This is a genomic window from Streptococcus sp. V940 (genome assembly GCF_054353495.1).
Genome location: NZ_JBTHHZ010000001.1, coordinates 396,336 through 419,212, shown reverse-complemented (window position 1 = coordinate 419,212; position 22,877 = coordinate 396,336). Strand labels below are relative to the sequence as shown.

Annotated in this window: 23 protein-coding genes; 1 reads left to right on the top strand and 22 read right to left on the bottom strand. The window is 39.3% G+C overall.

The window, feature by feature from the left end; genetic code table 11:
• Positions 1 to 11: 11 nt before the first annotated feature.
• From ACXYSM_RS02205 to ACXYSM_RS02180, 6 genes are all read right to left on the bottom strand, one after another.
• Positions 12 to 605: a cystathionine gamma-synthase gene (locus ACXYSM_RS02205; RefSeq protein ID WP_458634193.1), complete on the bottom strand. Its 594-nt coding sequence runs from the start codon at positions 603 to 605 to the stop codon at positions 12 to 14.
• A 46-nt stretch (positions 606 to 651) separates the two neighbouring features.
• Positions 652 to 3,750 carry a DEAD/DEAH box helicase gene (locus ACXYSM_RS02200; RefSeq protein WP_458634192.1) on the bottom strand — a complete coding sequence of 1,033 codons (3,099 nt, stop codon included), beginning with the start codon at positions 3,748 to 3,750 and terminating at the stop codon, positions 652 to 654.
• Positions 3,751 to 3,841: 91 nt separating this feature from the next.
• Positions 3,842 to 5,008 (bottom strand): MalY/PatB family protein, encoded by a 1,167-nt coding sequence (locus ACXYSM_RS02195; RefSeq protein ID WP_458634191.1) that lies wholly within the window; start codon positions 5,006 to 5,008, stop codon positions 3,842 to 3,844.
• A gap of 4 nt (positions 5,009 to 5,012) precedes the next feature.
• On the bottom strand, positions 5,013 to 6,107 hold the full coding sequence (locus ACXYSM_RS02190) for a cystathionine gamma-synthase (RefSeq protein ID WP_458634190.1): 1,095 nt from the start codon (positions 6,105 to 6,107) through the stop codon (positions 5,013 to 5,015).
• 145 nt (positions 6,108 to 6,252) lie between these two features.
• Positions 6,253 to 8,211: a peptide ABC transporter substrate-binding protein gene (locus ACXYSM_RS02185; RefSeq protein ID WP_458634189.1), complete on the bottom strand. Its 1,959-nt coding sequence runs from the start codon at positions 8,209 to 8,211 to the stop codon at positions 6,253 to 6,255.
• Positions 8,212 to 8,412: 201 nt separating this feature from the next.
• Entirely contained in the window at positions 8,413 to 10,035 is a 1,623-nt protein-coding gene (locus ACXYSM_RS02180) for a putative polysaccharide biosynthesis protein (RefSeq protein ID WP_016466123.1), read from the bottom strand.
• 105 nt (positions 10,036 to 10,140) lie between these two features.
• Between ACXYSM_RS02180 and ACXYSM_RS02175 the strand changes: the two genes are divergently transcribed.
• Positions 10,141 to 11,586 carry a UDP-N-acetylmuramoyl-L-alanyl-D-glutamate--L-lysine ligase gene (locus tag ACXYSM_RS02175; protein WP_458634188.1) on the top strand — a complete coding sequence of 482 codons (1,446 nt, stop codon included), beginning with the start codon at positions 10,141 to 10,143 and terminating at the stop codon, positions 11,584 to 11,586.
• 33 nt (positions 11,587 to 11,619) lie between these two features.
• On the opposite strand, the gene ACXYSM_RS02170 is transcribed toward ACXYSM_RS02175, so the two are convergent.
• From ACXYSM_RS02170 to ACXYSM_RS02095, 16 genes are all read right to left on the bottom strand, one after another.
• On the bottom strand, positions 11,620 to 12,270 hold the full coding sequence (locus ACXYSM_RS02170; protein ID WP_458634187.1) for a DUF1803 domain-containing protein: 651 nt from the start codon (positions 12,268 to 12,270) through the stop codon (positions 11,620 to 11,622).
• Complete coding sequence (locus tag ACXYSM_RS02165; protein ID WP_458634186.1) at positions 12,254 to 12,766, bottom strand: YiiX/YebB-like N1pC/P60 family cysteine hydrolase; 513 nt, start codon at positions 12,764 to 12,766, stop codon at positions 12,254 to 12,256. Before ACXYSM_RS02165 ends, ACXYSM_RS02170 begins: the two co-directional genes overlap by 17 nt.
• 63 nt (positions 12,767 to 12,829) lie before the next feature.
• A complete protein-coding gene (locus tag ACXYSM_RS02160) occupies positions 12,830 to 13,765 on the bottom strand; it encodes a manganese-dependent inorganic pyrophosphatase (RefSeq protein ID WP_254724385.1) in 936 nt (311 codons plus the stop codon).
• An 84-nt stretch (positions 13,766 to 13,849) separates the two neighbouring features.
• Complete coding sequence (locus ACXYSM_RS02155) at positions 13,850 to 14,134, bottom strand: GIY-YIG nuclease family protein (RefSeq protein ID WP_458634185.1); 285 nt, start codon at positions 14,132 to 14,134, stop codon at positions 13,850 to 13,852.
• Entirely contained in the window at positions 14,124 to 14,873 is a 750-nt protein-coding gene (locus ACXYSM_RS02150) for a tRNA1(Val) (adenine(37)-N6)-methyltransferase (protein WP_254733527.1), read from the bottom strand. Before ACXYSM_RS02150 ends, ACXYSM_RS02155 begins: the two co-directional genes overlap by 11 nt.
• Positions 14,874 to 14,922: 49 nt before the next feature.
• Positions 14,923 to 15,285 carry a S1 RNA-binding domain-containing protein gene (locus ACXYSM_RS02145; RefSeq protein WP_458634184.1) on the bottom strand — a complete coding sequence of 121 codons (363 nt, stop codon included), beginning with the start codon at positions 15,283 to 15,285 and terminating at the stop codon, positions 14,923 to 14,925.
• Position 15,286: 1 nt separating this feature from the next.
• On the bottom strand, positions 15,287 to 16,687 hold the full coding sequence (locus ACXYSM_RS02140; RefSeq protein ID WP_458634183.1) for a bifunctional Cof-type HAD-IIB family hydrolase/peptidylprolyl isomerase: 1,401 nt from the start codon (positions 16,685 to 16,687) through the stop codon (positions 15,287 to 15,289).
• 80 nt (positions 16,688 to 16,767) lie between these two features.
• Positions 16,768 to 17,271: a GNAT family N-acetyltransferase gene (locus ACXYSM_RS02135; protein WP_004252380.1), complete on the bottom strand. Its 504-nt coding sequence runs from the start codon at positions 17,269 to 17,271 to the stop codon at positions 16,768 to 16,770.
• Positions 17,272 to 17,419: 148 nt separating this feature from the next.
• The gene (rpsR, locus tag ACXYSM_RS02130; protein ID WP_000068664.1) at positions 17,420 to 17,659 is read right to left on the bottom strand and encodes a 30S ribosomal protein S18; all 240 of its coding nucleotides are present in this window, start codon (positions 17,657 to 17,659) and stop codon (positions 17,420 to 17,422) included.
• 31 nt (positions 17,660 to 17,690) lie between these two features.
• Positions 17,691 to 18,161: a single-stranded DNA-binding protein gene (locus ACXYSM_RS02125; protein ID WP_004252379.1), complete on the bottom strand. Its 471-nt coding sequence runs from the start codon at positions 18,159 to 18,161 to the stop codon at positions 17,691 to 17,693.
• Positions 18,162 to 18,172: 11 nt separating this feature from the next.
• Positions 18,173 to 18,463 (bottom strand): 30S ribosomal protein S6, encoded by a 291-nt coding sequence (gene rpsF / locus ACXYSM_RS02120; RefSeq protein WP_001151775.1) that lies wholly within the window; start codon positions 18,461 to 18,463, stop codon positions 18,173 to 18,175.
• 128 nt (positions 18,464 to 18,591) lie between these two features.
• Positions 18,592 to 19,248: a CBS domain-containing protein gene (locus ACXYSM_RS02115; protein WP_074324638.1), complete on the bottom strand. Its 657-nt coding sequence runs from the start codon at positions 19,246 to 19,248 to the stop codon at positions 18,592 to 18,594.
• A 315-nt stretch (positions 19,249 to 19,563) separates the two neighbouring features.
• The gene (locus ACXYSM_RS02110) at positions 19,564 to 20,274 is read right to left on the bottom strand and encodes an ABC transporter ATP-binding protein (protein WP_214262187.1); all 711 of its coding nucleotides are present in this window, start codon (positions 20,272 to 20,274) and stop codon (positions 19,564 to 19,566) included.
• A complete protein-coding gene (locus ACXYSM_RS02105) occupies positions 20,274 to 21,038 on the bottom strand; it encodes an ABC transporter ATP-binding protein (RefSeq protein WP_458634182.1) in 765 nt (254 codons plus the stop codon). Before ACXYSM_RS02105 ends, ACXYSM_RS02110 begins: the two co-directional genes overlap by 1 nt.
• Positions 21,038 to 21,994 (bottom strand): branched-chain amino acid ABC transporter permease, encoded by a 957-nt coding sequence (locus tag ACXYSM_RS02100; RefSeq protein ID WP_004252374.1) that lies wholly within the window; start codon positions 21,992 to 21,994, stop codon positions 21,038 to 21,040. Before ACXYSM_RS02100 ends, ACXYSM_RS02105 begins: the two co-directional genes overlap by 1 nt.
• 3 nt (positions 21,995 to 21,997) lie before the next feature.
• Entirely contained in the window at positions 21,998 to 22,867 is an 870-nt protein-coding gene (locus ACXYSM_RS02095; RefSeq protein WP_004252371.1) for a branched-chain amino acid ABC transporter permease, read from the bottom strand.
• Positions 22,868 to 22,877: the final 10 nt, after the last annotated feature.

Below are 22,877 nucleotides of genomic sequence, written 5' to 3'. Positions count from 1 at the left end.
CTTTTTCCCCTTTACTCTGTCATATTTGTCAAGTTCAACTCTTGAGCAATTTTACGTTCTTTTTCTGATTGATTTTCTTTTTTGTTATAAATTTGGCTTTTCTTTAAAAAATCATAATTATTTTTCTTTGGTCCAAGATGCTCTTCTTTGGTTGTCTGTTGCATCTGTGGAGCCATTTCAGCCAAAATATAATGGTTCTGAGTTAGTTTGTCACTAAATTTTGCTAGTTCCCCAGGATTTTCCTTTTGGAATGGAGCTGTTGGCTGATTTGCCTGTCTTACTACATTATTTGAAGGTTTATAACGTTTCGTAAAACTAACATCTTGAGTCAAATATTTTGCTGAACGTTTCCGTTTTAGATCAGCTCTTGCTTCTTCACGAGCAAGTTCAGCATAGGATTTTTCCTTCTTTTCAGGTAGCTTATCTGATGCTTGAACCAGTGGTTTTTTTTCGGTAGTAATTGGTGACCATTCCAAGTAGTTTTTGTCCTGGTAATCTCCCTTGATATTACTAATGAGATCCGACTCATCATATAAATTCATAAATGGCATCTCTGTCAGCATGATCTCATCATCTGACACTATTGGAAATCGTACTTGTTTCATTTTTATTCCCTTTCAATACTCCATTATAACGTAAAGTCTTGATTTTTCAAGTCTTGGCTTCAGAAATTCCTAATATTTCTTGAATTTCAGTAAGTGTGAGACTTCCACGAGACTCTGTTCCATCCAATACTTCTGAGACCAGATTCTTTTTCTCTTCCTGCAACTCTTGAATCTTCTCCTCAATTGTGCCTCTAGTTACCAGACGATAAACCTCAACAGCTTGGTCTTGTCCCATACGGTGGGCCCGGCCAATAGCCTGCGATTCAACAGCTGGATTCCACCATAAATCTACCAGAATAACTGTATCCGCACCAGTAAGGTTGAGACCAACTCCACCAGCTTTTAGAGAAATCAAAAACACATCGCGCTCACCTTGGTTAAAAGCCTTGGTCATTTCTTGACGCTCCTGTGATGGTGTAGAGCCAGTAATCTTAAAGGAAGTTAAGCCAAGCTGAGGCAACTCCTTTTCGATGCGATCAAGCATTCCCCTAAATTGAGAGAAGATGAGTACACGATGATTTCCCTCAGCAATTTGACCTAGCAGATCTCGTAAACTATCAAGCTTCCCGCTATCTCCCTTATAATCTTCCATAAATAGAGCTGGAGTATCACAAATCTGGCGAAGACGCATGAGTCCTGTTAAAATTTCAACTCGATTTCGTTGAAATTCTGCATCGGTCACTTGTCCCAAACGCTCTTGCATCTGTTGAAGTTGAGCTAGATAGATGGCCTTTTGCTGATCTTCCAGTTCATTTTTATAAACGACTTCTATCAGATCAGGTAACTCTGTAAGAACATCCTCTTTTTTTCGACGCATGACAAATGGTTTGATAAACTGCGCCACTCTCTCAGCAGGCAATTTCATAAAGTCTTTTTTTGCTGGCAAAAGTCCTGGCAATACAATCTGAAAGATAGACCATAATTCCCCTAGATTATTTTCAATTGGTGTTCCGGAAAGAGCAAAAACTGATGGAACCACAAACTTTCTCAAAATCTTAGCAATTTTGGTTTGGGCATTTTTCATCACTTGGGCTTCATCTAGAAATAGAAAATCAAAAGATAAATTTCGATAGATTTCACTATCCTGACGGAAAGTGGCATAACTGGTCACATAGACCTGATGTTTTTCTGCTAAAATAGTCTCGCGATAAGGTTTCAATCCATGTACGACAGCCACATCCAAATTCGGTGCAAATTTTTTAAATTCATCAGCCCAATTATAGATGAGACCAGAAGGAGCAAGAATCAAGACACGGCTATTCTCCTGAAGTTGGCTACTTAAAAAGGCGATGGCTTGTAAAGTTTTTCCAAGTCCCATATCATCAGCTAAAATTCCACCAAATCCATAATGGTCTAGCATCTGAAGCCATTGAATCCCTTTTCTCTGATAATCTCTGAGCTGGGCTCGAATATCTAGGGACTTCATCGGAAAATCCTCTGGATGCGTTAAATGATGCGCCAAATGACGAAATTCATCAGTAAAAGTAACTTGATCCTGGTCCTTAAACAGATGAGATAAGGTATAAGCCAAAGACTTGCGAGCCTGGAAAGCAGCACTCTCTATCTCATCAATTCCTAAGTCTTCTAAATCTTGTCGAATACGTTTTGTCTGTTCATCAAAATAATAGACCTGATCAGACGAGCTAATATAATAGTCCTGCTTGGCAACGAGAGCTTTCATCGCTCGATTGATTTCTTCTTGATCAATATCCTGAAAATCAAATTGAATTTCTAAAAGACTTCCCTTGGATGATATCTGAACTTGAGGTTTTTGAACCTGATAAAGATCTTGCATGCTCTCTGAAATCTTTAATTCTCCAAGTGCTGCAAAGGCTGGTAAAACTTCCTGAAAGAAAGCATGGACTGCTTCAGCTTTCAAACTTTGACGCCATGAACGAAAATCCGCTTCAAACCCCGCAGATAATGCCAACTGAAAAATCTGTTTTTCCAGTTGAATATCACTAGCAAAAGGGAGGTTCTCTAGTTCATTACGATTGGTTACTAGGCAAGTTTCATATTGAAATTGCATATCTAATCGAATAGAACCATCCTCTTCACGATCCATGTAAAAAGACGGACGGAAGGATTGTATTTGTAGTGAATCAGGAGCCTCTACTTTTCCTAGGCATTTAAACTGTGACAAGGTCGAAGCTAAAAGATCTCGATCATGAGTATCAAACTGTAAGATCTTTCTGCCACCATTGTCTAAAGGAACTTTTCTAAGCGCATCTAATAAACTAGCCTGTTTTGTCGTCATCAGGAAAAAATTCCCCTTGTAGAATAATACTTGTCCCCTGTAAAAGAAATTAAGCCCTGTCTGTTCGAAAATTTCCATTTCAAAATAGTTGGATTTTTCTTCAATTCTAAATGAAAACAAACTTGCTTGGCCATCAAAATCTTGGAAGAGAAGATGATGATAACTCGAAAGTTGGTGGTCAAACTGAAAGGCGTCTAATCCCATCAGTAGATTAGCCCCCTGCTCAAAAAAGGTTTTAGGGAAGTAGAGATGTCGTCCTTGATTTTGGAAAAAAATATTGTAGTCAAGCTTCTCTTCAATCAAACCTAATAAAAAATTCAAGACGTCTTGACTGGCTTTATCAAACTGTTCGAGTCTTAATGAAGATTCGTAGTATTTTCCTATCATGTAGGGTTTAGCAAACTCTATGATTTTTAAGAAAAGAGGGATATCCCTAATCACATAAAACTTGTCTTGCTGAGCAAGGCCAATTCTTAAAGTCCAGATAATACGATTGGTTCCTGCTTCCACCTGCCCTTGAGCAGAAAGCCGATAGATGTTAGATTGACGCGGAACTTGGATAGACTTCAAGAATTCTCCTCCAAAAGTCACCTGTGTCTCAACAGTTTCCTTCTCTTCCTGATTAGCCTCCAGATTGAGTAAGATTTCCTGTCCTAGCTGGTCATTTTTCAAGTAATATTCTAGAGCTGCTAAATGAACACAGTAACCTCTTTTTTTGAAAAAATCACATGCACAAAAAATCAAGTCATCGTCTAAACTATAGCGAATTTCTTCATCCGCTACACGCGCATAGATGCGATGTTCTTGTTCTTTGATGATTTCAATCTGACCAGTTTCGTAGAGTTCTACTCCCTCCATACGAAGCTTTCCTGGAATCAATTTAGCCATAGTTTCCCCTTTACTTTATCTCTTAATTATACCATATTTCTGCCTATGAAAATAGCCTTCTAGGAAGACTTTTCTCCTAAAAGGCTAGTTTTTAAAGATTTGAAAAAGTAGAAATGATTCGTTGGCAAACTTCTTCTAGGACAGATGTCGGCATAGCTACATTTAAGCGAGCATGGAGGACTCCTTCTTCACCAAAGTCCAAACCTCTGTTCAGGATAACTTTGGCTTCGTCTCGTAAAAGCTTTCTTAGCTCTTCATCGCTAATATTATAGGCTGAAAAATCAAGCCAAATGAGATAGGTCCCTTGAGGTTTCATGACCTTGATTTTAGTTTCTTTGCCAAATACATCCACTACATAATTGATGTGTTCTTCAATCAGTTCTTTGAGTTCTGTCAACCAATCTTCACCATATCGATAGGCAGTTTCTGTTGCCAAATATCCCAAACCTGAGATTTCATGTTGATTATTAGCCAGCTGGCGTTTTTGGAAAGCAAGTCTCAACTTAGGATTTTCGATAATAGCGTAGGAATTTTTCGTTCCGGCAATGTTGAAAGTCTTAGTTGCACTACTTAAAATCAGTGAAAATTCTTTAAAATCTTCATTTACCGTATTGAATGACTGGTGCTTGTTTCCAAATAGAGCTAAATCTTGGTGAATCTCATCAGATACTATCAAAACTCCATGTTTTTGACACAGTTGTCCAATCTTCTCTAAGACTTCTTTTTCCCAAACGCGTCCACCAGGATTATGAGGATTGCAGAGAACGTAGAGTTTCACATCTTCTTCGACAAAGTCTTTCTCCAATTGATCAAAGTCAATCTCAAAAAGTCCGTCTTTTTCTACTAGAGAGTTGGTGATTAGTCTACGATTATTGAGCTTAATGCTCCGAGCAAAAGGAGGATAAACCGGTGTGTTAATCAGAACCGCTTCACCTTCTTTGGTAAAGGCTTGGATAGCTGTTGAAATAGCTGGCACTACCCCTTCGATAAAGACTAGAGCATCCTTTTCAAAGCGATAACTATGGTGTTTTTCCTCCCAGTTTTGAACGGCTTCAATCAATCCATCACTAGCATAGGTATAGCCATAGACTAATTGCTCAGCATAGTCATGGACAGTCTGACGAATCTCAGGTAAGACTTCAAAGTCCATATCAGCAATCCAGGCTGGCAATACTTGACGGTTAGTCTCTGCTTCTTTCCATTTGTAGGTATGATGTCCAAAACGATTGGGTAAAGTCGTAAAATCATATTTTCTCATAGTCTCATCCTTCCAAAGCTTGACGCAAATCTTCAATCAAGTCCCTTGCATCCTCAATACCAATAGACAAGCGCAAGAGGTCATCTGTCAATCCATAAGAATGACGAACCTCTGCAGGAATGTCTGCATGGGTTTGAGTGGTTGGGTAGGTAATCAGACTTTCAACACCACCCAGACTTTCAGCAAAAGAGAATACTTTCAAAGTGTTTAAGATATGAGGGATACGTTTTTCATCTGCCACTTTAAAGGAAATCATTCCCCCACGACCTGTATACAAAACTTCTTTGACTGCAGGTGATTGTTCCAAAAAGGCTACGATTTCTTGAGCATTAGCTGTTGAGCGCTCCATACGAAGTGACAATGTTTTAAGACCACGAATCAATTGATAACTATCAAATGGTGACAAAACAGCCCCTGTCGTGTTGAGATTGTAAAAGAGTTTTTCGTACAAATCAGCATTATCTGTCACAACTACACCGGCTAGAACATCATTATGGCCTGCAAGGTATTTTGTCGCTGAATGAAGGACAATATCTGCTCCATCTTCAATTGGACGTTGGTAAATCGGGCTATAGAAGGTATTATCGACGACAACTTTAGCACCCTTAGCATGAGCTAATTTAGCCAATTTTTTAATATCAAATTCCAACATCAAAGGGTTGGTTGGTGTTTCGATATAAAGTACATCCACATCCTTTTCTATCTCAGCAATCAGCTCTTCTTCTGTGTTGGCATAGGTAAAGTGGAAACGTCCTTCCTGCTCCACTTGATTGAACCAGCGGAAAGAGCCACCGTAAAGGTCACGGACAGCTAAAACCTTGCTTCCTACTGGAAAAACGCTAAAGGCTAACACAATCGCAGACATACCTGAACTAGTCGCCAAAGCATACTTGGCGGATTCAATAGCTGCCAAAACTTCCTCTGCCTTGCTACGAGTTGGGTTTTTGGTGCGGGTATAGTCAAATCCAGTTGATTGACCAAATTCTGGATGTTGATAGGTCGTTGAAAAGTGAATAGGTGTAACCAAAGCACCTGTTGCCTTATCAGACTTAATACCTGCTTGTGCTAAAATTGTGTTGATGTGAAATGATTTACTCATACAATACCTCCAAATCTATAGTAACTATTGTACCACTTATTTTGGATCCTTCGTTTTCTTGTTTTCAAGAGCTAGTTATAGTTTCAAACTATACAAAAACGATAGCTTCCTTAGAAACTATCGTTTTTCCTGTTGAATAGACTGATTATTTAACGTGTTTAGCAAAATCTTCTTGGGCTTTTTTATTAGATTCTTCTTTTTCTTTCAGCCATTTTTGTCTAGCTTCTTCATACTCAGCTGTTGTGACAATCTTATCTTGCAATTTCACGTATTTGTAGGATTCAACACCCTTATTACCAGCTTGAGAGAAGGCGCCAGAGAATGGAACTGTTTTTCTCAATGTAGGTGTTCCACCTTTAGAAACGTTTGGAATTGCTAGAGAGCTATCCACTAACCAAGCTTGTGCTTCAGCGTATTTATCATAACGTTTGTTCAAATCTTGTTCAGCATTGGCTTCTTCCAACATCTTAGTATAGGTATCCAAACCAACTGCAGTTGCTTTAGCATTGCTTTCTCCTGGTTCCAAACCGAGGTTTTGTAGTGAGCCACCACTTGTTAAACTTAGAGTATCAAGGTAGGTTGATGGATCTTGATAGTCAGGTCCCCAACCACCGTTATAGAGGTCATAGTCTTTTTGTGCAGCTGTATTCGCTAGATAACCAATACTATCCATTTCCTCAGTAGTCAGCATTTGAATATCGATAACGACATTATCTGCACCTAGAACAGATTCAATAGACTGTTTGAAAGAACTTGCCTCTAACACCCCCTTCTTAAAGGTTTGGTCAACCGGTAAATCCAGGTGAATTGGGAATTGAACACCTTTGGCTTCCAATTCTTTCTTGGCTTGAGCAAAGACTTCTTTGGCCTTATCGGCATTGTAGTAAGCATCTTGGGCATCAGCGAAGTTCATATTTTGCCATACTTGACCGTAATTGACCATCTTAGAAGCTACGACATCACCAAAATCTTTACCATCAAGTGTTACAAATGATGGTGGAACGAGCAAGTTTCTGATAATCTTAGTTGCTCCATCTTCCCCTTGAGATTGGGCACCATAAGCAGTACGGTCATAGGCAAAGTTGATAGCCTGACGGAATGATTTATTCAAAACTGCTTCTTGTTGGGCTGTCTTTTCAGCATCAGTTGTTTTTGAAGTATGGTTATAAGATTGTCTATCTAGGTTAAAGTTATAATAGTAGGATGTCGCATCTTGCATGCTGTAAATAATATTATCTTTATTCTTTTCCTTAATTCCTTCAAAGCTTGAACTATTTGGATAGAGACGTGCGTAGCTATAAACTCCTTCCATGAAGTTACGTGCCAAGGCATCTTGGTCGCTTCCATCGTAGTAAGTCAACTTCACTTCATCTACGAATACATTTTTTGCATCCCAGTAATTTGGATTTTTCTTGTATTCCATGACAGATTTAGATGTGAATGATTTGAGAATAAATGGACCATTATACAAGATATTTGCTGGATCCACTTTACCGAAATCATCCCCTTTTGAGTTCAAGAAGTCTGCATTTACTGGGAACAGAATAGTCGCAGTTGTTTTTGAGTTCCAGTAAGGTTCTGGTTGTTTCAAAGTATACTGCACTGTTTGGTCGTCAATAGCCTTTACACCAACTGTTGAAAAGTCTGTTGTTTTTCCGTTGATATAGTCATCCAAGCCAGCAACAGAATCTTGAACTAGATAGAGAGCTTCAGATTTTTTATCCGCAGCATATTTCAAACCAGTTACAAAATCTTGTGCTGTCACTGGTGCATACTCTTCACCATCTGCTGTATACCATTTGGCGTCCTTACGAAGTTTGTAAGTATAAGTCAAACCATCTTGGGATACAGTCCAATCTTCTGCCAATGAAGGAATATAATTTCCATACTGGTCATTTTCCATCAAACCATCCACTAAGTTTGTAGCAACGTCACCAGTAGTTGCACGGTTTTCTAAGAGATAGTTCAAACTTGATGGATCGCTACTATATACATAGTTGTATGATTTTGAAGAGCTAGCTGAGTTGCCACAAGCCGCCAATAGCAGACCTGCACTTAGGACAACGCCTGCCAGCGTCAGATATTTTGCCTTAGACTTTTTCATAAACAGAACCTCCAAATTTAAATATTTGTATCATTATACAGCTATTGTTTTTTTTAGTCAAGTGATTTTATCTAATTTTTACCAAATTATAGATTTTTTTCTACTAATTTTATATTTTATCCTATTTTTTAAATAAAAAAATGAACAATTTAAACTTTTTCGGATAGAAAAGTTCAAATTATTCATTTTATTTATAAATTTTTATGATAATTTTAATCGTGCTCGTAACTGATTTGCTTTTTCCTGTCCAATAACCTTATCCAAGAGACGAGTATAGAGACACATAACTCCGTAAAGCCCGCCACCGATTGTACCAATTAAGGCGACATATAGGAAACTCCAGAAACGTCCAGTTGGTTGGAAGACAAATCCAATAATCCATTGCAAGAGTCCTACTAGAATAAACATAACCAGAGTCAAAATAGTAACTAAGATTGTTCTCTTCAGAATAATCTTTCGACGCGCACCTGTAACCTGACAGATATCACGATACATCAAGACATTCGGGATGATAAGACCGATAGTCGTTGAAATGAGAGGACCATAACTATGGAAAATAGCTATCGATGGTAATTGTAGAACAATCTTAGCAATTGAGCCGTAAACAAAATACAAGACTGCCTTGCGGTTACGGAACATAGCCTGAAGCATTGGTGACAAGACCATGTACAAACCTAAGATTGTAGACTGTAAAACTGCAAAGACAAACAAGCCCATAGCCAAACTATCTGGCTTACCGTAAAAGACTGTATAGAGTGGTTCACCTACCATGACTACTCCAACCGTTGCAGGTAAGAGGAATAGGAAGAGCATGGTGATACTATCTTGCACTAAACGAGAAGCTGCTGGCAAATCCCCCTTGACATAGTTCTCTGTCAAGAGAGGCAGACCAACGCTACCAATCGAAACTCCAACCGAAATCAAAATCATAGTGATTTTATTCGGATTGGCAGAGAAATAAGAAAACATGACAACTAAGTCTTCATTACTATAGTTGGTAAACCACTTCATGCTATTGATAAAGGTCATTTGGTCCAAGATTTGGAAAAGCTGAATAGCAGAACCAGTCAAGATAAAAGGAATAGCTTCCTTAATCGTATCAACCAAAAGACTCTTACTATCAATCTTATCTCGGGTTTCAAAAACTTTTTGGAGCAATCCTTCCTTATAAAGGAAATAAAGCAAGACTGCAAAACTAGCTACCATTCCCACAAAAGCAGCAAAAGTAGATTGAGTAACTGCTGATAGATAATCTTTTGAACCGAGCTTCATGATGATAAAGGTTGCTAAGAGCATCCAAATCACACGGATAACCTGCTCAGCAATTTGACTCATGGCATAAGGTTTAAGATTATTCATCCCTTGGAAAAATCCACGGATAACACTCATAGATGGGAAAATCAAGACAGCCCAAGCTAGACTCTGCATAATGGGAATCAAATCCTTCCCGACACCCGAAAGATCAGCCAACCAAGGTGCAAAGAGATATAAGATCAAAGCAAAGGCAAGTCCCAATACCGTCATAAAGCCAAGGAAACTTCGAATCAGGGCAAAACTATGTTCTTCCTCATGCATGGTATTGTATTTAGCGACCTGCTTAGCGACCGCCACTGGGATACCTGCTGTCGAAATCAACAAGAACCAAGCATAGATATTGTAACCCATGGTAAAGAGACCATTAGCCTTAGCAGCATATGTTCCCATCCAAATATACCAAGGGATAATGTAAATAGCCCCGAGCAGGCGGCTGATAAAATTACTAGCCGTTAGCCAGGCAGTCCCGCGTAACATCTGGGCCTGCTGATGATTATTTTCGTTAGACATAACTTCCTCATTCATTTTTAATCACTAGGAAATGTTCCTTATCTTCCATTATAAACTTTTCCTTGTTACTTGTAAAATTCAGACTTTCAGTTTACAATAGAAAGTATGATAAAGATTGAAACCGTATTAGATATTTTAAAGAAAGACGATCTCTTCCGTGAGATTATCGACCAAGGACATTACCACTATTATTTTAATGATGTAACTTTTGTTAGCATCTGCTACGATAGCCGAAAAGCCAATGATAATAGCCTCTTTTTTGTAAAAGGAGCTGCTTTTAAGAAGGAATTTCTTCTTTCGGCAATCTCACAAGGACTCGGTTGGTATGTAGCGGAGCAGGATTATGAAGTAGGCATTCCTGTCATCGTTGTTAGCGATATTAAGAAGGCTATGAGTTTGATTGCCATGGAATTTTATGGGAATCCGCAGGAAAAACTGAAACTCCTTGCTTTCACTGGTACTAAAGGAAAAACAACAGCGGCTTACTTCGCCTACAACATCTTAAATCAGCAACATCGTCCAGCTATGTTATCAACCATGAATACGACCTTGGACGGTAAAACTTTCTTCAAGTCTGCTTTGACAACACCTGAAAGCATCGATCTCTTTGACATGATGGCCCAGGCTGTTAAGAATGGAAGAACCCACCTTATTATGGAGGTTTCCAGTCAAGCCTACTTGGTGAAGCGAGTCTACGGCCTCACTTTTGATGTAGGAGTGTTCCTCAATATCAGTCCTGACCATATTGGTCCTATTGAGCATCCAACCTTTGAAGACTACTTCTACCACAAGCGTCTCTTGATGAAAAATAGCAGAGCAGTTGTCATTAATAGTGATATGGACCATTTTTCAGTCTTGAAAGAACAAGTAGAACATCAAGAACACGACTTCTATGGTAGTCAATCTGATAACCAAATTGAGAACTCCAAAGCCTTTAGCTTCTCAGCTACTGGTAAATTAGCTGGAGATTATGATATCCAGTTGATTGGACATTTCAACCAAGAAAATGCTGTCGCAGCTGGACTTGCCTGCCTCCGTTTAGGTGCTAGTCTGGAAGACATCAAAAAAGGAATTGCAGCCACTCGTGTTCCTGGTCGTATGGAAGTCTTGACTCAGAATAATGGAGCCAAGGTCTTCATCGACTACGCCCATAATGGTGATAGTCTGAAAAAACTCATCAATGTGGTTGAAACTCATCAGACTGGAAAAATTGCTCTAGTTCTTGGTTCTACTGGAAATAAGGGAGAAAGCCGTCGCAAGGACTTCGGACTTCTCCTCAATCAACATCCTGAAATTCAAGTATTCCTAACGGCCGATGATCCAAACTACGAAGATCCAATGGCCATTGCAGACGAAATCAGTAGTTATATCCATCATCCTGTTGAAAAGATTGCTGACCGTGAACAAGCCATCAAGGCTGCTATGTCTGTTACAAGTCAAGAACTGGATGCTGTCATTATCGCTGGTAAAGGAGCTGATTGCTACCAAATCATTCAAGGTAAGAAAGAAGACTATCCAGGTGATGCAACTATTGCTGAACGTTATCTCTAATCAAATAAGGCTAGGAAAATTTCCTAGCCTTTTCTAGTGTTTCAAAAATATCAGTCTTTCCTTGTCCAAGTCCACTGCTAATTCATATTTCCCTTCATCATTTTTTCGGATATAGCCTAAGACCTCTAAACTATCGACAAAGATGTCTCTGCGCTTTTGCTGGACTTCATCTTTTTTGAGAAATTTCAGCAAAAAAGTAGTCATGTACTTGAGAGCATACTCAGGATTGACATCCCCTAAAATTTCATACAGTCTCTGCTGTTCTTCCGTCAGTGGATACTGATGCTTAACCTTATAAAAATAATTAGACAAGGTCATCTTTTCCCTTGCAAAATCGGTGTGCTCTTCTAGGATAGCTGCATTTGTTTGATTGCGCAATTCTGTCTGAAAATCTTTCTCCAGGATTTCTTGATAAACAGGACTATTATCTCTCACAAAGACTTCTTGGTCTAGTACAAGAGATTCTGTAGATTCTAGAAAGGGAAGATTGAGATGATAGCGTTTGTTTTCTCTCAAAATCAAACCCGCTTTAATGTATTCCTCCAAAAACTTATCAACTGGTATCTCTGGAAACTGAGCCTTGATTTCGCGTAAGATCACATCATCATGCTGGTCTAGAAAATCAATTAAATCTCTAAAGAATGGCTGGCGCGTCATGCGAGAGGGATTAAAAATCTGAATCATGAAGATTCCTTTCTTTACAAACTAAAAGTGGTGATGTCGCTAATTGACTAGGATTGGTACCTGCTTGATTGAGAGGCACAGTAAGCCCCAACTCTCGATAATATTCTCTCCAGAAATCACTGATTTCCTGTGTATCATCACCAAACTTCATGGGAATGGTCTCAAAAATAGGGAGAATTTCTGCTACAAACTGGGAACAATAGAAACCATCTCCATCTGGATAAAAGGACGCATTGTAGGGAGCCCCTAAAAGACTCTCTGCTCGCTTTTTGACCTCTGTACAATCAATCTGCTCATAATGATAAAGGTCATATACTTTCTCGTGTTCAAAGAATTCATCAGGAGACTGAGCAAGAACACCACCTTCTACCGTGGCATGATAGACCCGTCCGTCCAAAAAGATGGCCACATGGCTATAGTGACCAGTAGATTCCTGGATGGCCTGTCCTATATCCGAATCATCTTTCACAAAAATCAAATCGCCATTTTCTAACATACTTCTCTCCTAGCAAAAAAGGAGCCGAAACTCCTTTTTAACAATGGGCTTCCCCATCTATGATTATGCATTAAAGCTTTCAGTCAATTGTGGTACCACTTGTTTCTTACGTGAAACAGCACCTGGAAGGAAAGCGTGGTTGTTTTCAAGTTTGAAGTTAAAGGCTGCTTCTACCTTGTCCATATTAGCACCAAGAGCCAAAATTTCTGAGTTAGAGTTGACGATATCTGTAATCATCAAGACAAAGTCAGAGTAGCCGTTAGCTGCAATTGCGGCTTGGATGGCTGCTTCGATTTCAGCTTGTCGTTCCAATACTTCAGCAATATCAACTGTGTTCACTTGAGCCACACGGACATTGTTTCCATTGAGTTCAAATGTCTTGGCATCGATATCAATCAATTCTTCAGCAGATTTACTTGCCAAGTTGGTACCAGCCTTGAGCATGGCAAGACCGTATTCTTCCAAGTTCACACCAGCCAATTCAGCCAATTCAGGAGCAATGACTTTATCTGATGGGTGAGTGGTTGGAGATTTCAAAAGAAGAGTATCTGAAATCAAACCTGAAAGCATCAATCCTGCAATTTCTTTTGGAACAGCTACACCATGTTCTTTGAACATGCGGTATACGATAGAAGATGTGGATCCAACTGGTTCCAAACGCATGTAAAGTGGGCTGGCGGTTTCAAAGTTAGCCACACGGTGGTGATCCACCACACCGTAAACTTCTACTTCAGCGATATCTGAAACAGATTGTTGGAATTCATTGTGGTCTGTTAAGATGACTTGCTCTGCATCTTCTGCTTTAGCAGATGTGATCACGCGCGGTGCGTCTACACCAAAATAGTTCAAGACGAAAGTTGTTTCTTCATTTAGAGTTCCAAGAGCAACCGCTTCTGTATCCAAACCGTAAGCTTCTTTTGCAAGATAAGCAAAAGCTACAGATGAACCAATAGCATCTGAGTCTGGATTTTGGTGACCAAATACTAGAATCTTAGACATGATAATACCTCGTTTCTTTATTCTCTTTATTGTAGCATTTTTTTCTATTTTTGACAAAAATAAGAGGAGCCAAAGGACTCCTCATTACATATTAAAAGTATCGACTAAATTCTTCTTTTGACTCTCTTTGAAATAATGTTCTTTTTGCATGCGTGTCTTGCGCTTGAAAAGAGCTTCAGCAGACATGGCCTCTTCCTTGCTGTCAAAACCTTCTGCAAAGATGAGTTTTACCGGCAATCGAGCGCGTGTATATTTTGCACCTTTACCGCTATTGTGAACGGCAATCCGTTTCTTCACATCTGTTGTATAGCCTGTATAGTAGGAACCATCACGACACTCTACCACATACATATAAGCCTTATGATCCATAGTAAATCTCTTGAATTTCTGGTGTATAAGTACCATCACTATTATGAACAATGAGTGGTGGTAAAACCTTAAAACCACTAGTGGAGCCGTCTTTAATAGCCTCAATCAAAAGTATATTAGCTTCCTTCTCCCGTTTAGGATAAACAAATTGCAGACGTTTTGGAGCCAGATTATGCTGTTGGAGCGTATCTAAGATATCTAATAATCGATCAGGTCGATGAACCATTGCCAAACGCCCATTTGATTTGAGAATACTCTGGGCACTACGACAGATTTCCTTAAGATTGGTTGTAATTTCATGCCGAGCTAAAAGGTAATGCTCACTTTCGTTCAGATTAGAATTTGGATCCACTTTAAAATAAGGCGGATTGCATAAAATCAAATCAACCTTGCTCCCCTGAATGTGACTAGGCATATTCTTCAAATCATCACAGATGACCTGCATCTGTCCGTCCAGCCCATTTAAACGCACTGAGCGTTCAGCCATATCTGCCAAGCGTTCTTGGATTTCAACAGATAGAATTTTAGCCTTGGTCCGGCTACTGGCAAACAGTCCAACAGCTCCATTGCCCGCACAAAAATCCACAATTAACCCATTTTTAGGGAAACGAGGAAAGCGTGACAAAAGTACACTATCCACCGAATAGCTGAAAACCTCTCTATTTTGAATAATCTTGATATCTGTAGAGAAGAGTTGGTTAATGCGCTCTCCTGATTTTAATAATTGTTCTTCGTTCATACTTCTATTATAACAAAATATAATAACATCACAATAATTTGAGAGGATATCAATTACTGTTTTTCTTTAAATGTTCCAAGGCTTCTCGTGTCCAAACAGGCATCATGCGACCAAGCGGCGCGAATCCATGTTTGATGCGATCATTCGAAAAACGTCTCCGTCTAGGAAGTTGATGTTTTTCTTCTTCCAAGGTACGAATGGAAAGACTAGCCTTCCCTGTATATTCGTCAAAATCTACTACTTGTACCTGGACTTCATCACCGATTTTTAAAACCTCGTAAATATTTTCGATAAATCCTGTCCGAATCTCCGAAATATGAATCAGTCCTGTCACTCCTGTTTCTAACTCAACAAAAGCTCCATAGGGCTGAATCCCAGTAATACGGCCATCTAGCTTATCACCGATTTTCATTTTAGTCCTCAATTTCAATAGTTTCAATTACGACATCTTCAACTGGCTTGTCCATTGCACCTGTTTCGACACCTGCAATTGCATCCAGAACTTCATAAGAAGCTTCATCCGCAAGTTGACCGAATACAGTATGACGACGGTCTAGGTGAGGAGTTCCACCTTGTTCTGCATAAATCTCCGCAATTGGCTCTGGCCAACCACCACGAGCAATTTCTTTCTTAGAATATGGCAAGTGTTGATTCTGCACGATAAAGAACTGGCTACCATTTGTATTTGGTCCAGCATTGGCCATAGAAAGGGCTCCACGGACATTGTAAAGTTCTTCTGAAAACTCATCCTCAAATGACTCACCATAGATAGATTCACCACCCATACCGGTTCCAGTTGGGTCTCCACCTTGAATCATAAAATCTTTAATAATACGGTGGAAAATCACACCGTCATAGTATCCATCTTTTGACAGAGCAATAAAGTTGGCTACTGTTTTTGGTGCGTGATCAGGGAAAAGTTTGATACGCATATCCCCATGATTTGTCTTAATAGTCACAATTGGACCTTCTACTGTTTCAATGTTAACTTGTGGAAAATGTAATTCTTTTTCTACCATACCGAATCCTTCTAAGGCATTAAAAATGCCATCCTCTTCTAGTGTTTTTGTAATATAATCTGCTTTTTCTTTGATTTTGTCATGAGAAATGCCCATAGCAACACTAATGCCTGCATAATCAAAGAGCTCCAAATCGTTAAGTCCATCCCCAAAAACCATGACGTTCTCAGGTTTAAGACCTAATTGGTCTACCACTTTGGCAACCCCAGCTGCCTTAGAACCAGAAATAGGCACCACATCTGACGAATGTTCATGCCAGCGTACCATACGCAAAGTCGATGCTAAACTTTCAGGCAACACAAGGTCATCACCCTGCTCCTCAAAGGTCCACATCTGATAAATATCTTCTTTTTGGTAAAAATCAGGGTCCACCTCTAAATCAGGATAAATCGGGTCAATCGCCTGGCTAATCATCTCTGTTCGCCTTGATAGTTTAGCAGCATGACTTCCCACCAAACCATAATCAATCCCAACTTCTTTGGTCCAAGTAATATACTCTTCAACCTTATCTTTAGCAATTTTGTTACTATAAATGACATTGCCTTTTTTGTCCTCAATATAAGCACCATTCAAGGTTACAAAGAAATCAGGTTTGAGTGCTTTAATCTCTGGGACTACACCAAAAATGCCTCGACCAGTCGCAATTCCTGTCAAGATTCCTTTTTCGCGTAATTGTTTAAAAATCGTTGGAATAGTACTTGGAACAAAACCTGTCTTTGAATTGCGTAAAGTATCATCTATATCAAAAAAGATAATCTTAATCTTCTTAGCCTTGTATCTTAACTTGGCATCCATTATAATACCTCCTTCAACTCACTCTTTCCATTATACCATAAAGTAGAGAAATCCCACATCCCCAATAAAATCCTTGTCTCTTATCCGAATTCCTTTACTAGATACAAAACCAAATCATCATTATTTTGGCTAGTTGCATTCATTTCCAAGGGTTGATTTCGATACCAGACACCTGTCCCATCTGGAATGTAGCCCCGTCTGATATATAATCTCTGGGCAGGGCCATAGCCTAAGTGCAAACCTACACCAAGAGTGACCTTACTCGAAACAAACTTGATTCGTTTTTCTGCTTCTTCTAGCAGTTGATTCCCAATCCCTTGATTTCGAAAAGGCTCAAACACATTAAAATCTGATAATTCTGGATAGATTTCTGCAAAAGGACCATGTTTAGCAGAGGGCAAAATGGTAACGTAGCCCACTACAGCACCATCAATCTCTGCAACTAAGACTTCTCTCTCCCCACTTTCCTGTTCCAGAAAATATCTAGCTAAAATTTCCTCTCTACCAGGCCAACCCTGATTCATAAATCCATGAGATAAGGATTCAATATCAGACTTAATCATATTTCTAATCGTACAATTCATCTTTGACTTACCCACCTTTACTCTTTCTATTACCATTATAGCACGCCAAGGTCAGAAAAAACTATCTCGTAAAAAAGACCCGTAAGGGTCTTAACTCGCTATCCAATTTCCATGCTCGTGAAAAAAAAGACCCGTAAGGGTCTTTTCTTTAATCTTCGTTTACGAAAGGCATCAAAGCCATTACGCGAGCGCGTTTGATAGCTGTTGTTACTTTACGTTGGTTTTTAGCTGAAGTTCCAGTTACACGACGTGGAAGGATTTTCCCACGTTCTGAAACGAAACGGCTAAGAAGCTCAGTATCTTTGTAATCAACATATTCAATTTTGTTTGCTGCGATGTAATCAACTTTTTTACGGCGTTTGAATCCGCCACGACGTTGTTGAGCCATGTTTTTTCTCCTTTATAGTATTAATTGTCCATTAGAATGGTAAATCATCATCTGAAATATCCAAAGGATTGGTTGATCCAAATGGATTTTCATCACGTGAAAAGTCTGGTACTGAATTTGTAGTTGCTGCATGACTAGCAGTTGGTGCAGAATAAGCTCCACCACTTTGTCCTTCACGAGCACTACGGCTTTCCAACATTTGGAAATTCTCAGCTACGACTTCTGTCACGTAGACACGTTGTCCTTGCTGGTTATCGTAACTACGAGTCTGAATACGACCTGTAATCCCGACAAGAGAGCCTTTTTTAGCCCAGTTAGCAAGATTTTCAGCCTGTTGGCGCCACATAACGACATTGATAAAATCAGCCTCACGTTCGCCATTTTGACTCTTGAATGTACGGTTTACTGCAAGAGTAAAAGTCGCAACTGCTACATTTGATGAGGTATAACGCAACTCGGCGTCACGTACCATACGCCCTACAAGTACAACATTGTTAATCATAATCTACCTTCTTACGCGTCAAGTTTGACGATCATGTGACGAAGAATGTCAGCGTTGATTTTTGAAAGACGGTCAAACTCTTTAAGAGCTACGTCATCGTTTGCTTCAACGTTAACGATGTGGTAAAGTCCTTCACGGAAATCTTGGATTTCGTATGCAAGACGACGTTTTTCCCAATCTTTTGATTCAACAACAGTTGCACCGTTGTCAGTCAAGATAGAGTCAAAACGTGCTACCAAAGCGTTTTTCGCTTCTTCTTCAATGTTTGGACGAATGATATAAAGAATTTCGTATTTAGCCATTGATATGTTCCTCCTTTTGGTCTAATGACCCCAAGCCTTTGCAAGGGGTAAGTGAGGTTTGCTCACAATAAACTATTATACTAGAAAAAAATTTTTTTCGCAAGTAAAAAACAATGATAGTTTAATTTTTAGAGTTTTTTTGCTGCAGTTTTGGTAATTTCATCTACGAAAATATTCTCTTCTTCAAATTTCTTCTTCAAGGAACTAAGATCAATCGTTCCCTCAATTTGGACTTCGATAACAATCTTACCATCTTTACGTGGAATATTAACGGTATGAGAAATATTAAGATTTTCCTCAACGATTAAAGAAACAATCTTACCTAAAACTCCAACTTCATTTTCTGTGATAAAACGAACACGGATTCCCTCTTCACCATAACCAGCGATTTCAAGAAAGGCACTGAATACATCACGATCTGTAATGACTCCATACAATTGTCCATTGTCAACAACTGGCAAAATACCAATCTTATTTTTAAGCATGAGATAAGTTGCATCTTCTAAACTTGCATAGCCTGAGACAGTAACAACATCTCGAATCATGACGTCTTTTACTTTTGTCTTATTAAGCAGATAATTCATCTCGAAAATTGAAAGACTAGTTGCTTTTGAAGGACTAGCTTCAGCGATTGTCCCTTCTGTTACCAAGCCTACCAATTTATCATTCTCAATAACAGGAAGACGGTGTAAGCCTTGTTCGCGCATCAAATCAGCTGCGTGCGCAACAGTCGTATCAGGACTAATATAAACGACCTTACGAGTCATAAAATCTTTAACTGCCATAGGAAATCTCCTTTATGTTTATAGTTTTATTATACACTTTTTACGGAAAGCTATCAAACGCTTTCATTTCTTTTTCAAGATTCAGAAAAATCTGAAGGACTTTACGAAAAAGAGCTCAACTTAGAGCCCTTAATCTTATACTTATGTAGATTGTATGATTGCTTGGCAATCTTTATCCGCCGACTAAAACAATCTCTCGGACTAGATGTTAATTGCTGACGCAATTTTTATCCACCAACTAAAAAGGTCTCCCAGACTAGATGTGGATTGCTTGGCAATCTTTATCTGCCGACTAAAAAGGTCCCACAGACCTTTTTAGCCACCTAGATATGCTTTTCTGACTTCGTCTGATGCTGCGAGTTCTTTTCCTGTTCCTGATAGGACAATCTTTCCTGTTTCAAGAACATATCCTCGGTCAGCGATGGCTAGTGCTTTATTAGCATTTTGTTCAATCAAGAGAACGGTTGTCCCTTGTTTTTGAATATCTTGGATAATATCAAAAATTTCTTGGATAAAAATCGGAGCAAGTCCCATTGATGGTTCATCCAAAAGAAGGAGTTTTGGTGTTGACATGAGTGCACGACCCATGGCTAACATCTGCTGTTCTCCTCCTGATAGAGTTGCAGCATCTTGGTTCTTACGTTCTTCTAAACGTGGGAAACGCGAAAAGACTTTTTTCAAATTCGCTTGATTTTCTTCACGATTTTTCTTGAGAAAGGCACCCATCTCTAAGTTTTCCATAACTGTCAAGCCAGGGAAAACGTGACGACCTTCTGGTACTTGAGAAAGTCCTGATGCTACAATCTTTTGTGCAGGCATCTTTTGGATTTCTTGTCCCAAAAATTCAATTCGACCAGCACTTGGACGCACAAGACCTGATAGGGTACGAAGAATTGTAGTTTTACCAGCACCGTTAGCACCGATAAGAGAAACAACTTCTCCTTCATTGACTTCAAAGCTCACATCACGTACAGCTTGAATCATACCGTAGTGTACTGAGAGGTTTTCAACTTTTAACATAGACATTAGGCTTCACCTCCAAGATAAGCTTCGATAACACGTTTATTGTTCTTGATTTCATCTGGTGTCCCGTGAGCAATCAAACGACCATACTCAAGGACATAGATACGCTCAGTAACTTCCATGACCAAGCTCATATCATGTTCAATCAGCATGATGGTGATTTTAAATTCATCCTTGATACGACGAATTAATTCAGTTAATTCTGCAGTTTCTTGTGGATTCATACCTGCTGCAGGCTCATCCAAGAAGAGGATTTTAGGCTCTGTAGCAAGAGCGCGAACAATTTCCAAACGACGTTGTTGACCATAAGCTAGGTTTTTAGCTAAGGTTTCAGCCTCACCGTCCAAATCGAAGATTTTTAGTAGTTCTAGGGCTTTGGCTTTTAATTCTTTTTCATTCTTGTAAAAAGCTGGCAAACGCAAAAAACTAGCAAATACATGTTGTTTATGATGGTTGCTAAATGCAATGAGAACATTGTCTAATACAGTTAAGTCTTTAAAGAGACGAATGTTTTGGAAAGTACGTCCTAGACCAAGAGCAGCAATTTTATAGGGTTGCTTGCCGTTTAACAAGTGGCCATCTAGGGTTACTGTTCCTTCGCTTGGTTCATACACACCTGTCAGCAAATTGAAAAGAGTTGTTTTCCCAGCTCCGTTCGGTCCAATCAAACCAACAAGTTCACCTTCATTCAATTCAAGAGTTACATCTCCAACAGCTGTCAAACCACCAAAATGCTTGGTTAAATTTTTTACTTCAAGTAATGCCATTAGTTTTGTCCCTCCTTCTTACCTTTTTTAAAGAGACGTGATAGGCTCAATTCCCATGTTCCAAGAAGACCACCTGGTCTGAAAATCATAACAAGTACTAAGGCCAAAGCATAGATAATCATACGAACGCTAGCCACATCTTGAAGGAACATATTCAAAATACCAAGAACAATAGCAGCGACAATTGCTCCTGTAATGGATCCCAAGCCACCAAATACAACGATAATCAAAACGTTAATAGAGTTGATAAAGCTATAATCCTTAGGCACAACAGAACCAATAAATCCTGCTTGAAGGGAACCTGCAATACTTGCAGTCATAGCTCCAAAGACAAATGCGATAATTTTGATTTTTGTTGTATTGACCCCGACAGATTCAGCTGCAATTTCATCTTCACGAACAGACAAGGTTAAACGACCGATTGGACTACGAAGGAAATTCAGCGTTGCAATTGTCGTAATCACGGCAAAAATGTATACCATTTGCCAATTAGTAAAGTTTGGAATACCAAGGATACCGGCAGCCCCGTTTGTTAAATCACCACCATTGACGATTAGGATACGGATAATTTCAGCAACTCCAAGTGTCGCAACTGCAAGGTAGTCCCCCTTCAAACGAAGGGTAGGAATTCCAACGACCAAGGCAACCAAACCAGCAATGATAGCACCAAGCAACATAGCTCCAAAAAAGGCACCATAAGTTGGAGATTTAGAACCAATAATGGCTGCTGCATAGGCACCGATAGCCATGAACCCAGCATGTCCAAGAGAAAATTGACCAGAAAAACCAACGATAAGGTTAAGTCCTACTGCAAGAATAATATTGATACCGATTTGTTCTAGAATCTGAATATGGAAAAGGTTTAAAATACCAAACGAAACTAATAAGCTAATCACACCATATCCAAGCAACAAAAGGAGCAACCAGAGAATATTAACTTTTAAATTTTCTTTCATTGTTTACACCTTCTCTTTCACATTCTTACCAAGGATACCAGCTGGACGAACAATTAAGATCAATAGCAAGATTCCGTACACGATAGCATCACGGAAATCTGACATTCCGAAGGCTGTTGCAAAAGTTTCCAATAGTCCGATTACAAAACCTCCAAGAGCTGCACCAGGAATAATACCGATACCACCTAAAACGGCAGCCACGAATGATTTAATACCCGGAGTCATTCCCATCAATGGTTCAAGAGAGTTGTAGTAAAGGGCAATCAAGACACCTGCTGCACCAGCCAGAGCTGAACCTAAGGCAAAGGTGAAACTGATTGTACGGTTTACGTTAATCCCCATCAATTGAGCTGCATCACTATCTACAGATACGGCACGCATGGCTTTCCCCATTTTTGTTTTTTGCACGATGAGTTGCAAAAGAATCATCAAGACAATTGAAACAGTCAAAATCAACAATTGAATATTTGTTAGACTGATTGGACCCAAGTCATAACGAACTGTTTGGATTGCTTGAGGGAAGGCGCGTGTATTGGCACCTACTAGATAGACCATTCCATACTCAAGCAAGAAGGATACCCCGATAGCAGTAATCAATACAGAGATACGAGTTGAATGACGGAGTGGACGGTAGGCTAGAAACTCGATGATAACACCGAGAATAGCTGAACCAATCATGGACAAAATTAAGGCTAAAAAGAAATTTAAATGGAGGGCATTAATCAAGAAATAACCCATGAAAGCACCCATCATATAGATATCACCATGGGCAAAGTTAATAAGCTTGATAATTCCATAAACCATAGTATAACCCAGGGCTAGCAAGGCATAGACACTACCCAAGATTAAACCATTGACAAGTTGTTGAAGCATATGGTTCACT